Source organism: Marinimicrobium alkaliphilum (assembly GCF_003259155.1).
Taxonomy (GTDB): Bacteria; Pseudomonadota; Gammaproteobacteria; order Pseudomonadales; family Cellvibrionaceae; genus Marinimicrobium_A; species Marinimicrobium_A alkaliphilum.
Genome location: NZ_QGMQ01000003.1, coordinates 37,211 through 49,821 on the forward strand (window position 1 = coordinate 37,211; position 12,611 = coordinate 49,821).

A 12,611-nucleotide genomic window follows, 5' to 3' on the forward strand; every position below is an offset into this window, starting at 1 on the left:
AACTACGCCTTGACCAGGGGCAGATTCTGGGAACGCCACTCGGCGACTCCCCCCGCCAAGCGGCGCACGTCGAAGCCGTTCGAGCCCAGCATCCGACCGACGCTGCCTGCGTGCTGGCCGAGTTTGTCGGCGATGACAATAGTCCTGGTCTTATACTGCTCCAGCTGCGCGAGCTGATCTTTGACTTTGCTGTGAGGAATATGAATAGCGCCGGAGATATGGCCAGCATTGAAATCCGCCGCATCGCGCACATCCAGCAACACCGCCTGCTCCTTGTTCAGCAGCTGGGTAACTTCGTGGGCCGATACCGGGCGCCCATTCTTGATCCGCTCACGCATCGCGTACACGTAAATCAGAACCAATAGCCCACTGACTAACAACCACTGTTCACTGATAAAGACAAAAAAATCCACAGTCGCGCGCTTCCTGTTTCGATGAAAGGCCCTTCCGGCCGGGGATTTTACCCCCGGTCCACCGTCAGGGGCCAGAAAAGGGCGCTAGTATACACCATCATCCCCGATTTTCTCAGCCCCAGGCCCCGTACAACGTGGAGTTACGCGCGCCAAACGGGTAGAATGAGGCTATCCTCACGGTGCCAGATCCCTGCACCACTCCCCTTTAACGCAACCACGAGTGACAAACGAGTATGACTGCGACCAAAAAACCGACTGTTTTGTTGATCCTCGACGGCTTTGGCCACTCCGACAGCACTGAACACAACGCCATTTACAGTGCCAATACGCCGGTGTGGGACAAACTCTGGAGCAACAACCCCAAAAGTCTGATTGAAACCTCAGGCATGGCTGTGGGCTTGCCCGAAGGCCAGATGGGTAACAGTGAAGTGGGCCACACCACCATCGGGGCCGGTCGTATCGTTTATCAGAACTTCACCCGGATCAACAAAGCCATCGAAGACGGCACCTTTGATGAGAACCCGGCTTACACAGCGGCCGTAGACAAGGCGGTGAAAGCCGACAAAGCGGTTCACATCATTGGGCTGTTATCTGAAGGTGGCGTGCACAGCCATCAGGAACACATTTTCGCCATGATTCGCCTGGCGGCCAAGCGTGGCGCCAAACAGGTGTACCTGCACGCCTTTCTGGACGGCCGCGACACGGCGCCACGCGCTGCGGAGGAGTCCCTTAAGAAGGCCCAGGCAGTGTTCGAAGAGACCGGTGCAGGCCGCGTGGCCTCTATCATTGGCCGCTATTTCGTCATGGATCGTGACAACCGTTGGGATCGGGTCAAGACCGCCTACGACCTTATGGTGACCGGCGACGCCGAGTACGATGCTGAAGACGCCGTTGCCGGCCTGAAGGCGGCCTACGAACGCGACGAGAATGACGAATTCGTTACCGCCACTGTCATTGTCGGCGAGGGCGAAGAAGCCGCGACCATCAACGATGGCGACGCCGTTGTGTTCATGAATTTCCGGCCAGACCGGGCGCGCCAGATCACTCGGGCCCTTATCGAACCGGATTTTGACGGCTTCGAGCGTAGCATCGTGCCGCAATTGGCCGACTTCGTGATGACCACCGAGTACGCCGCCGACATCAAAGCCAGTTGCGCCTTCCCGCCGGAAAGCCTGAAAAACTCCCTCGGCGAATACCTGGCGGAGCTGGGCAAAACCCAGCTGCGCATCGCCGAAACCGAGAAATATGCCCACGTGACCTTCTTCTTTAATGGCGGCAGCGAAAAGGCCTACCCCGGCGAGGACCGCATCCTGGTGCCGTCTCCGGACGTTGCTACCTACGACCTCAAACCCGAGATGAGCGCGCCGGAAGTCACTGAGAAGTTGGTTGAAGCCATTGAATCCGGAAAGTACGACGCCATCATCTGCAACTATGCCAACGGCGACATGGTCGGCCACTCGGGCATTTTTGAAGCCGCCGTCAAAGCCGTGGAAGCGGTCGACGAAGCGGTCGGCAAAGTGGTTGCCGCCGCCGAGAAAGTTGGCGGCGAGGTACTGATCACCGCTGACCACGGTAACGTTGAAGAAATGTACGACGCCGAAAGCGGCCAAGTCAGCACCCAACACTCGACCCTGCCGGTACCTCTGGTGTTCTGCAGCAGCCGCAAAGGCAAGATCGCTGACGGCGGCTCACTGGCCGATCTGGCGCCGACCATGCTCAAGCTGATGGACATACCCCAGCCCAAAGAGATGACCGGACGCAACCTGATCGAGCTGGAAGACTGAGCGGAAGCCACCCCATGAAGCTGCCATCGCTCCGCCTGCGCCAGCGACTGACCCGGCTCTCAACCGGCGCAGCGCTGGCAACCGCCCTGGCACTGACTGCTCCCACACTCAGTGCCAACGAAGACTACGACGCGCAAATGCGCGAGCTTCAACGCAACATCGACAGCTTGCAGCGGGAGTTGCGCCGGGTGCGCGACAGCCGCAGCGACCTGGAAAGCGAGTTGGAGCGCTCGGAGTCGGAGATTGGCGAGCTGCTGCAGCGGATTGAGCGGATCGAGCGTGAAATTCGCTCCCAGGAAGACGACCTGCAAGGCTTGCGGCGCGAACGCGAACAACTGAGACAGGCGCGCGCAACGCAACAGACGCAGGTCGCGGAACAGGTTCGGGCGGCCTATCAACTCGGCCAACAGAGTCAGCTCAAGCTCCTACTTAACCAGGAGTCGCCCGAGCGCATCAGTCGCCTGCTGCGCTACCACGATTATTTTCTCGCCGCCCGGGCGGAAAAAATCAGTGCCTACCTGGCGACAATCGATGAGCTGGACGCACTCGAACCCCGTATCGAGCGTCAAACCCGGCAGTTGGTGGCCAGCCGGGGGCAACTCGAACAGCGCCACGGCGAGTTGCGTGCCAGCCAGCAGCAACGCCAGCAGACCATCGCGCGCCTGAATCAAAGCATTACCAGTAAGGATGACGAGCTGGGGCAAATGCGAGGCAACCGCGAGCGCCTGCAAGCACTGATGGACGAGGTGGCTCGCACCATCACTGACATTCCACTTCCCGGTGACGGTGCGGCCTTCACCAGCCGGCGCGGACAACTGCCCTGGCCCACCGAGGGTGAGGTCGCGCACCGCTACGGCAGCGCCCGGGTAGGCGACCAACTGCAGTGGAACGGGGTTTTTATCAATGCGCCCGAAGGCGAAGCAGTGCGCGCAGTACATCACGGGCGCGTGGTGTTTTCAGACTATTTTCGCGGTCATGGCCTGCTGGTGATTCTTGATCACGGCGAAGGCTATATGAGCCTCTACGCTCACAATCAGAGCCTGATGCGCGAAACCGGCGACTGGGTGAATGCCGGAGAGCCAGTCGCGCGCGTCGGCAACTCCGGCGGCCAGGCTCGCACCGGTCTGTACTTTGAAATCCGGCATCGGGGCCAGCCGACCAACCCGGCCCCCTGGCTCGCCAGAGCCTGATAAAAACCATAAACTGGCACCATTAGATTGCTGTCACAGCGCCCCTGGCGCAGGAGAACCCTTGATGTTGTACGCACCGATCAAATCCACCTTGGCGATTCTGGCACTGGCGCTCGTGCCGCTCGGCAGCGCCGCCGAGGATGCCGATAAGGGCCTACTCCCCCTGGAAGACCTGCGCATGTTCACTCGGGTGTTTGAGCATATCCGCACCGGGTATGTCGAAGACATCACCGACTCACAACTGCTTGAATATGCAATCCGGGGCATGATTGCCGAGCTCGACCCCCACTCCTCCTATTTGGATCAGAGCGCCTTTGAGGACCTTCAGGTCAACACCACCGGCGAGTTTGGCGGCCTGGGCATCGAAGTGGGCATGGAAGACGGCTTCGTCAGGGTGATCGCCCCCATGGACGGTACACCTGCCCAGAAAGCGGGCATCGAGCCCGGCGACCTGATCATTCGCCTGGATGACGAGTCGGTCAAGGGCATGTCCCTGAACGACGCCATCCAGACCATGCGCGGCCCCAGAGGCAGTGAAATTACCCTGACCATCGTCCGCGAGGGGATCGAGCAGCCTTTTGAAGTGGTCATCGAACGCGACATCATCAAAGTGCAGAGTGTCCGTACCCGGATCATGGAGGACGACTATCTGTACTTGCGTATCGCCCAGTTCCAGGTCCATACCGCGGTCGATACGGTTGAGGCAGTGACCCGGCACCTGCGCGAGCACCCCGAGACCAAAGGCCTGATTCTCGACCTGCGCAACAATCCCGGCGGCGTACTCCAAGGGTCGGTGGACATCGTTGATGCCTTTCTCGATGAGGGACTGGTGGTCTACACCGAAGGCCGACTGGAAAACAGCGACATCCGCTATCACGCTGGACCCGGTGATATTGCCAACGGGCTGCCGATGGTTGTCCTGATCAATGACGGCTCGGCGTCCGCCTCAGAGATTGTCGCTGGCGCCCTGCAAGATCACAACCGGGCGGTTATCATGGGTACCCGCAGCTTCGGCAAAGGCTCGGTACAAACTGTTGTACCGATCAGCGAAGACCGGGCGATCAAGCTCACCACCGCCCGCTACTTCACCCCGGGCGGGCGCTCCATTCAAGCCCAGGGTATCGCCCCCGATGTCCAGGTTGAGCGCGCCCGGGTCACCCGCCTGCAGCGCGAAGGCCGCAGCGAAGCCGATCTGAGTGGCCACCTGCGCGCCACCGAAGACGGCCCCGAAAGCACCCGCCGCCAGCGCGAGCGCGACGCCGAGCGCGGTGAGCTGGTCAGTCAGGACAATCAGTTGCACGAGGCACTCAATTTGCTCAAAGGCCTGAACATCTTCCAGCAACAGCAGGCCCGCCTGGCCGAGCGCCAGCGCGAACAGCGCGAGTCCAGCGCCGACTGATTCCATGTTGCGCGCCTCGTTACTGCTCCTGGCCCTGCTCACGGCGGCGACCGCCTCGGCACAGGCCCAGGGCGGCCGGCTGTCGATTATCATAGACGACGTCGGTTACAGCGCGGCCAACGGCGAACGCACCCTGCAATTGCCCGAGGCGGTCACGCTGGCAGTCCTGCCCCACACACCACACGGTGCCCGCCTGGCCCGAGCCGCCCACGCCCGCGGCCAGGAAGTGATGCTGCACATCCCCATGAGCAACAACCTGAACCTGCCTCTGGACGCCGGAGGACTGGATCAGGATATGGACTACGCCACCTTTATGGTCGCCCTGCGCGAGGGGCTGGCGAGCATCCCCCACGTTGTCGGGGTCAACAACCACATGGGCAGCCGCCTGACCGAAGAGGCCACCCCGATGGGCTGGCTGATGACCGAGCTGTTCGAACGCAACCTCTACTTTATCGACAGCCGCACCAGTGCCCGCAGCCAGGCTCAGGACCAAGCCCACCGCTATGGGGTGCCTCACAACCGGCGGGACGTCTTCCTCGACAACATACGCGACCCCGAGTTGATTGCCGTGCAGTTGGAACTGGCGTTCAAGCTTGCCGAGCACCGGGGCAGCGCCATTGCCATTGGCCACCCCTACCCGGAAACCCTGGCGGTGCTGGAAACCCTCGATGAGTGGCTGACCCACTATGATGTTGAGCTGGTGCCTGCATCTGCGCTGCTCAAAACCGCAAAAAATGGCTCGGGCCAGTGCCTGGCACCACCACAAACCCTCTGGCACCAGCCTCAAAGGCCACAAAAAGTGCCAACTGTGTCACAAAATACACTTTTGATCTCCACAGAACGCTGGCTACTTCCTTGACAAATAGTAGAATATGGCATGAAAAGAAGTGTCAACAAGACAAAAACGATCTATCTGATCGATCTCTATGGTCGTATACTCTACCCTAGAGGTTGGTAAGCACTCGCAGGGACGTTATCAGCCGCGATCAGACTCTCCGTACAGAGAGCTGAAATACACTTGGAGGAAAGTATGGATATGCAAGTAGACAATCATCGGTCTGGCGAAGGTGGCCACGTTCCGGAACGGAATTCGCGGTTTTTGCAAAAGTCCGGCTATTGGTATTTTCTGACCCGCGAGGGCCTGGAAATCGGGCCGTTCGACACCCTGAGCGATGCACAGGAAGGTGTGGCAAACTTTATTGACTTTATCTGCGGCGCCGAGCCTCAGGTAAAAGCGCTACTCGAGCGCTATCGCGCGGCCTGACCCAGGCCGCCAGGGTGCCCGTCAGCCGGGCACCCGACATATCCAGCGCAACCGCCTAGAGGCGGACTTCAATACCTTGGGCCTGCATGAACTGCTTGGCTTCCGGGACAGTGTACTGACGAAAGTGAAAGATACTCGCTGCGAGCACCGCGTCGGCATGCCCCTCCGTCACCCCATCGGCCAAATGCTGCAAATTGCCCACACCCCCTGAAGCGATCACGGGAATCGACACGGCGTCGCTAATGGCCCGAGTCAACGCCAGATCAAAGCCGTTTTTGGTCCCGTCGCGATCCATACTGGTAAGCAGGATTTCGCCCGCGCCGTAATCAGCCATGCGCTCTGCCCAGGCGACGGCGTCAATACCTGTGGGCTTGCGTCCGCCGTGAGTAAAGATCTCCCAGCGCAGAGGCTCGCCTTCGCCACTCACCTGCTTGGCATCAATCGCCACCACAATGCACTGGGCCCCGAACCGATCCGACGCCGCTTTGACGAATTCCGGCTCGTGAATGGCCGCCGAGTTAATCCCCACTTTGTCAGCACCGGCATTGAGCATCCGTCGAATATCATCGATTTTACGAATACCCCCGCCCACGGTGAGCGGAATGAACACCTCGGCGGCGATCTTCTCAACCGTTTCCACCGTAGTATCCCGGCCCTGATGGCTCGCGGTAATATCGAGGAAGGTGATCTCGTCGGCGCCCTCCTGGTTGTAGCGCTTGGCCACTTCCACCGGATCACCGGCATCGCGGATATCGACAAACTGTACGCCCTTGACCACTCGGCCATTATCGACATCCAGGCAGGGGATGATGCGCTTGGCTAAACCCATAAACTGTCTCGCTTTACCCAATTAAGCCTGTTGGTCGCACCAGGCTTGCGCCTCGGCCACGTCCAGCGAACCCTCATAAATGGCACGTCCGGTAATCGCACCGCAAATACCCTGCTCTGCCTGCGCCGACAGCGCCTTGATATCGTCCATATTGGTGATACCACCGGAGGCGATCACCGGGATACTCGACGCTTGCGCCATCGCAACCGTCGCCTCGACATTGACGCCCTGCATCATGCCGTCGCGGGCAATGTCGGTGTACACGATCGAACTGACACCGTCCTGTTCAAAGCGTTTGGCCAGCTCGGAGGCTTTGACTTCCGATACTTCGGCCCAGCCGTCGGTGGCCACCAAGCCGTCTTTGGCATCCAGGCCGACGATGACGTGCCCGGGGAACGCCTTGCACATCTCGGTGACAAATTTGGGCTCCTTCACGGCCTTGGTGCCGATGATCACATACTGGACACCGGCGTTCAGGTAGTGCTCGATGGTATCGCCACTGCGGATACCACCTCCGATCTGAATCGGCAACTCGGGGTACGCCTTGGCAATCGCGGTCACTACCTCGCCGTTCACCGGCTTACCTTCGAAAGCACCGTTCAAGTCCACGAGGTGCAGGCGCCGACAACCGGCATCCACCCACCGGGTAGCCATGGCCACAGGGTCATCGGAAAACACGGTGGAATCGTCCATAAGGCCCTGACGCAGGCGCACGCATTGGCCGTCTTTCAAATCAATGGCGGGAATAATCAGCATGGTCAATCTCAGTATATTCAGTGTTGGGCAAGGGGACGCGCTCAGGGGCGACCGTCCCAGGCCATGAAATTCTGCAGCAGGCGCAGGCCCGCTTCGTGACTTTTTTCCGGGTGGAACTGCACGGCAAACAGGTTCGCCTTGGCCAGCGCAGCGCTAAACGGCACACCGTACTGGCACTCCCCTGCCACCAAAGTCGGGTCGCCGGACTGGACGTAGTAGCTGTGCACAAAATAAAAACGGGTGTCCTGGGCAATGCCCTGCCAGAGGGGGTGGTCGCTGTGGTGTACCTGGTTCCAGCCCATGTGGGGCACTTTCAGAACCTCGCCTTGGGGCCCTTTGGGCGCCCCGAAAAAACGCACTTCCCCCGGCAGCAGACCGAGACAGTCGACACCACCGTTCTCTTCACTGTGCTCCAGCAGCGCCTGCATGCCCACGCAGATACCCAGCACCGGTTTACCGCTGGCCACCTGCTCATGCAGCAATGCATCGAAACCCAGCCGTCGGATTTCGGCCATACAGTCGCGAATGGCACCCACGCCGGGAAATATCACCCGCTCGGCGGTACGTACCCGTTCGGGATCAGCGGTCACCCAGACCTCGGCATCGGGCGCCACATGGCCGAGAGCGCTGGCCACCGAGTGCAGGTTGCCCATGCCGTAGTCAATCACCGCAACAGTCGTCGACGCCATTACAGGGAACCCTTGGTAGAGGGCATCATACCGGCCATGCGCGGGTCCTGTTCCAGAGCCATCCGCACGGCACGACCGAAGGCCTTGAAAACCGTCTCGATCTGATGATGAGCGTTGTGCCCGCGCAGGCAATCGATGTGCAGGGTCACGTTCGCATGATTGACGAAGCCGTGAAAAAACTCGGAGAACAGCTCGGTATCAAACGCGCCAATACGTTTCTGGGTGAAAGGAATGTCCATCACCAGACCTGGACGACCGGAGAAGTCGATCACCACCCGGGACAAAGCCTCATCCAGCGGTACATACGCATGGCCGTAGCGGCGAATGCCTTTTTTGTCACCCAGCGCCTTGGCGACTGCCTGACCAATGGTGATACCGATATCTTCGACGCTGTGGTGATCGTCGATATGGATATCGCCCTGGCATTTGACGTCGAGATCAATCATGCCGTGACGGGCAATCTGATCCATCATGTGTTCGAGAAAAGGCACACCGGTATCAAAGGTACCTTTGCCGGTGCCGTCCAGATTCAGGCTAACGGAAATCTGGGTTTCGAGGGTATTGCGGTCCACCTGGGCGGTGCGCTCAGACATGACGTTCTCCAGTGGGGCAAGCTGAGAGCGCTTGCGGCTTTCACAAAGCGGCAATTATAGCGGGATGTGGCGACGAATTCACGGGTTAGACAGTCGACAGGGCGACTTTAATGGCGATCGGCAGGCGAGTGTCGCTCGATAGTGAAAAGCTGCTCGAAATTGGCATAGCTGAGCGTTTGGCGCAACGCGGGCGAGCACCCACTCAAGAGCAAGGCGTCGCGCCCGAGGCCGGTGTAATCGCGCAGAATCAGCAGCATACCCAGACCGGAGCTGTCGATACCGGTACAGGCTGACAGGTCCACCCGATAACGGGTGTAGGTTCTGGCCCGCTGGCTATAGGCCTGGCGAAACGCCCGGTACCGCTCGACATCCAAAGCACCGGTAACCTGAATCGTCAGAGCCTCACCGCCGTCAGACACCACTGTCTGGACGCCATCGGACTGTTCAGTCATTGCCTTGTTCACGCTATCCCTACCCCTGTGTGAAATATTCCGGCATGTCCCTGCCGCCTGCGGCGATCGGAACGACTGCTGCCCTGAATTCGGCCACATTTAACACTAAAGTTGCGCCCCGGCTCAAGAAACTTCGGCCTCATATAGCACTTGGGTATATCGCCGCCTATAATGGCCCTCCGCGTTTTACCTTTGGTTATTTAAAGCCCGTCAGGAGCCTTCAACCCTATGCCTAGCGACGATCTGCTGCACCGCTTCATCTTCGATCACTGCGACGTGCGCGGGGAGCTTGTGACCCTGAGTGAGAGCTATCGGGAAGTGCTCAGTCACAACCCCTACCCCCCCGCCGTTCAACGCCTCCTGGGGGAATGCCTGGCGGCCGCCAGCCTGCTCTCCAGCACACTCAAATACCAGGGCCTGATCAGCATCCAGGCCCGGGGCGACGGCCCAATTATGGCGCTGGTGGCTGAAGCCACCCACGACAACACCCTGCGCGGCATTGTCCGCCTCAATCCGGACCAGCCCCTCAGCGCCGAACAGGGTCAGACTGGCACTCTCGGTGACCTGCTGGGCAAAGGCATCATGGCCATCACCATCGAACCGGAGAAAGGCGAGCGCTATCAGGGCATTGTGCCCATGGGCAGCGATCAATTAAGTGAGTGTCTACAGCATTATTTCCAGCAATCCGAGCAGTTGGACACCCGACTGTGGCTGCGTGCCGATAAACAGGCGGCCACCGGCTTGCTGTTGCAGGCCCTGCCGACACCGAAGAATGCCTCGCGCGAAGCGAATCAGGAAAGCTGGCACACCCTGTGTACGCTGGCCGATACCGTCACCACCGAGGAGCTGCTGACTCTGGATCATCCGCAACTGCTGTTCCGGTTGTTCCACGAGGAATCGCCGCGCCTGTTCAGTCCCCACGACTTCCGCTTTGCCTGCAGCTGCTCCCACGAGCGCAGCGCCAATGCCCTGTCGTCACTCGGGCGCGAGGAAGTTGAACAGCTGCTGGTGGAACAAGGCACCATCACCATCGATTGCCAGTTTTGCAATCAACGCTACCGTTTTGACGCAGGTGCCGTGCGCGAGCTGTTCGGCGACTCAACCCTGCACTGAGCCCTCGCGGCTCAGACGTGCCTGGCGCTCGCTGCGCACCATGCGGTAGATGGTGCGTCCATTGACGCTAATGAGGGTCAGCTCCAGCAGCGTGCCACCGATCGAACCCACTGCGATATTGTTGGCCAACCAGAAACTCGCGCCCAGTAGAAACGCGATTCGCATCTGGATACCCGTCAGACAAAAAAGCGCATAGGTGCCGATGCAGGCACCGATCACCGGCAGCATGCCCACCCAGTCATCCGCCAAATACCACCCCAACCCAAAACTCAGCGCAATAAAGAGCCAGGCCACGAGCCGCGAACTGGTCTTCAGAGACAGCCCCGTGCGCACCACAGACAAAAATGAGCTGAGCACAGCGGTATAGGCGCCGAGCAATGCGAAGTGAATGCAGTTATTGAACTGCAGAATGAACATGAAGATTTTGAGCTTGCGGTCGTCGTGCTGATAGAAGCAGTAAACGCCCAGCGCGAAGCTCAGCAGGCCGAACAGCTGGCCCAGCGGGTTATCCAACATCGGGGATCTCTCACGATCGGGGCCGCTCTGGCGGCGGCATGGCCTCTAGTCTAGCACAGACGCTACCGCTAGAACGCGAGCCCGGCCTGTAGCCCGAGCCCATACTCATCACCGTTGAAGCTGCGCGCGACGGCCACATCGAAATGTCCGTGGCGGCCGCCCAACCCCACCCCCAGCGACGGCAGCGTTGCACCGTCCACAACATTCGTCCTCACACCCGCGCGCAACGCGGTATTGCGCCAGGCAAACCACTCGGCCCCCAAGCTGACATACTGCTTGTCGGGATCAAAACCGAGCGGTTCATTGCGGCTAAGATCGGCATCGAGACTCAGGCGCACGTTGTGACCGCGATAACCGATGCCGGCGCGAGCCAGCGGCCGCAAAGGAATCCTGTCGCCAGCCACGTCCTCAAAGTCGTAGGGCACCAGATTGCGCACCACCAACCCCACTTGCCAGTGCCCGGACAGGTCGTAGAGCAAGCCCACATCCATATTGAAGCGATTGTGTGTGCGCCGAAAAGCATCTTCGGAATAGTCGCTTAACGAATATTCATTGGCCAACTGCGTGTAATGAATTGACGTGAACTCCACATCCTTGAGGGTAATGCCCACATGCAGATCACCGGGAAAGCGGCCCCGCCCGGGGAAACTGCGTGCCAGGCTCAGGGCCTGCTCTGTCACCTGAGCGCCCCGGGTTTCAATGCTGCTCAAGAATTCCTCGGGCAGGGGTTCGCGCAAATAATCCTGAACGTTGCGGCCACGGTAATCGTCGGCGCGCACATCGTCACGCATCTGTCGAAAATCAATAAAGTTGTCGAGCGCCTGCACACTCTCCATCAGACCGCTGGCGCGATCGACCACCTCAGCCAGAGTCATTCCCCGCTCGTTCCGGTACTCGGGCAACAAGGCTAACTCGTCGAGGACATTGGCAAAGGCGTCGATGGTCCCGGTCACCTGATTGATGGCGTGGTTGTCTTCTTCAGCAACCCGAACAACACTGCCGAGCACCGCGTATTCACGGTGATAGCCCCCCAAGGCCCAGTGCCCAACCGGATAACCAAAGGCAAAACCATACGAGGCACTGGCTCTGAGCGGGCGATCGGACAGGCCGTTGATATCGTCCTGGGCCGCGCGAATGGCGCTGGTCGCGTTGCGCAGATCCGCGCCGCCTTCAAACTCGGTGGGCGAAATATCAATATCAGAATCGATCAGGTCTGCCAGAGACATCCCCCGATAGCGGTCGCGAAAATCCTGCGCCGTAGCCAGAAAGTTGTCGCGGTCAATCAGCCGGGCGCCTACGTAGCTGTGACCATGCAAGCGCGTTTGCCGGCGCGGGTCGTGATCGATCAACAGCGCCGGGTTGAACAGGCTGGCGTTATGCGAACGCGCCGTGACCACCCCGGAACCGCCCATGGACACCGAGCGCGCATCGAACGACAAAAAAGAAATACTCCAGGCACTCGCGCAATAGCCACCCAGCAGCAACCCGCCAAGCCAAGCCCTACGCGATATTCCCCAACGACCCAAAAGCGACGTCCTCCTAGTTCCTTTGAGCGATAACACTTTCGCAGTGTAGCAATGCAAATTCAGAAAGTCCCTGCCTTCTCTCACGGA

The 12,611-nt window shown here is 59.7% G+C and carries 14 protein-coding genes; 6 read left to right on the forward strand and 8 right to left on the reverse strand.

Annotated elements, in window-relative coordinates:
- Positions 1-2: 2 nt before the first annotated feature.
- Positions 3-413 carry a rhodanese-like domain-containing protein gene (locus tag DKW72_RS05680; RefSeq protein WP_232522324.1) on the reverse strand — a complete coding sequence of 137 codons (411 nt, stop codon included), beginning with the start codon at positions 411-413 and terminating at the stop codon, positions 3-5.
- Positions 414-646: 233 nt separating this feature from the next.
- Between DKW72_RS05680 and gpmI the strand changes: the two genes are divergently transcribed.
- The 5 genes from gpmI to DKW72_RS05705 all read left to right on the forward strand — a co-directional run bounded on the left by gpmI (position 647) and on the right by DKW72_RS05705 (position 6,050).
- Positions 647-2,197, forward strand: coding sequence for a 2,3-bisphosphoglycerate-independent phosphoglycerate mutase (gene gpmI, locus DKW72_RS05685; RefSeq protein ID WP_111641381.1), 1,551 nt, complete (start codon positions 647-649; stop codon positions 2,195-2,197).
- A 14-nt stretch (positions 2,198-2,211) separates the two neighbouring features.
- Positions 2,212-3,387, forward strand: a complete 1,176-nt coding sequence (locus DKW72_RS05690) for a murein hydrolase activator EnvC family protein (RefSeq protein WP_111641382.1) — start codon at positions 2,212-2,214, stop codon at positions 3,385-3,387.
- Between the two features lie 64 nt (positions 3,388-3,451).
- Entirely contained in the window at positions 3,452-4,786 is a 1,335-nt protein-coding gene (locus DKW72_RS05695) for a S41 family peptidase (protein ID WP_111641383.1), read from the forward strand.
- A 4-nt stretch (positions 4,787-4,790) separates the two neighbouring features.
- Positions 4,791-5,645 carry a divergent polysaccharide deacetylase family protein gene (locus tag DKW72_RS05700; protein WP_111641384.1) on the forward strand — a complete coding sequence of 285 codons (855 nt, stop codon included), beginning with the start codon at positions 4,791-4,793 and terminating at the stop codon, positions 5,643-5,645.
- A gap of 171 nt (positions 5,646-5,816) precedes the next feature.
- Positions 5,817-6,050: a DUF6316 family protein gene (locus DKW72_RS05705; RefSeq protein WP_198411237.1), complete on the forward strand. Its 234-nt coding sequence runs from the start codon at positions 5,817-5,819 to the stop codon at positions 6,048-6,050.
- 55 nt (positions 6,051-6,105) lie between these two features.
- Here DKW72_RS05705 and hisF read toward each other — a convergent pair whose 3' ends face one another.
- The 5 genes from hisF to DKW72_RS05730 all read right to left on the reverse strand — a co-directional run bounded on the left by hisF (position 6,106) and on the right by DKW72_RS05730 (position 9,369).
- Complete coding sequence (gene hisF, locus DKW72_RS05710) at positions 6,106-6,879, reverse strand: imidazole glycerol phosphate synthase subunit HisF (RefSeq protein WP_111641385.1); 774 nt, start codon at positions 6,877-6,879, stop codon at positions 6,106-6,108.
- A gap of 21 nt (positions 6,880-6,900) precedes the next feature.
- Positions 6,901-7,635 carry a 1-(5-phosphoribosyl)-5-[(5-phosphoribosylamino)methylideneamino]imidazole-4-carboxamide isomerase gene (gene hisA / locus DKW72_RS05715; RefSeq protein WP_111641386.1) on the reverse strand — a complete coding sequence of 245 codons (735 nt, stop codon included), beginning with the start codon at positions 7,633-7,635 and terminating at the stop codon, positions 6,901-6,903.
- A gap of 41 nt (positions 7,636-7,676) precedes the next feature.
- Positions 7,677-8,324, reverse strand: a complete 648-nt coding sequence (gene hisH, locus DKW72_RS05720) for an imidazole glycerol phosphate synthase subunit HisH (RefSeq protein WP_111641387.1) — start codon at positions 8,322-8,324, stop codon at positions 7,677-7,679.
- Positions 8,324-8,917, reverse strand: coding sequence for an imidazoleglycerol-phosphate dehydratase HisB (hisB, locus tag DKW72_RS05725; RefSeq protein WP_111641388.1), 594 nt, complete (start codon positions 8,915-8,917; stop codon positions 8,324-8,326). Before hisB ends, hisH begins: the two co-directional genes overlap by 1 nt.
- Positions 8,918-9,024: 107 nt before the next feature.
- On the reverse strand, positions 9,025-9,369 hold the full coding sequence (locus DKW72_RS05730) for an STAS domain-containing protein (RefSeq protein ID WP_157960406.1): 345 nt from the start codon (positions 9,367-9,369) through the stop codon (positions 9,025-9,027).
- 228 nt (positions 9,370-9,597) lie between these two features.
- Here DKW72_RS05730 and hslO point away from each other — a divergent pair, with 228 nt between their 5' ends.
- A complete protein-coding gene (gene hslO, locus DKW72_RS05735) occupies positions 9,598-10,482 on the forward strand; it encodes an Hsp33 family molecular chaperone HslO (RefSeq protein WP_111641390.1) in 885 nt (294 codons plus the stop codon).
- On the opposite strand, the gene DKW72_RS05740 is transcribed toward hslO, so the two are convergent.
- Together DKW72_RS05740 and traF are read right to left on the reverse strand one after the other, a co-directional pair.
- The gene (locus tag DKW72_RS05740; protein ID WP_111641391.1) at positions 10,468-10,998 is read right to left on the reverse strand and encodes a YgjV family protein; all 531 of its coding nucleotides are present in this window, start codon (positions 10,996-10,998) and stop codon (positions 10,468-10,470) included. The two genes, hslO and DKW72_RS05740, sit on opposite strands and share 15 nt — an antisense overlap.
- Positions 10,999-11,066: 68 nt before the next feature.
- Positions 11,067-12,437 carry a conjugal transfer protein TraF gene (gene traF / locus DKW72_RS05745; RefSeq protein ID WP_157960407.1) on the reverse strand — a complete coding sequence of 457 codons (1,371 nt, stop codon included), beginning with the start codon at positions 12,435-12,437 and terminating at the stop codon, positions 11,067-11,069.
- Positions 12,438-12,611: the final 174 nt, after the last annotated feature.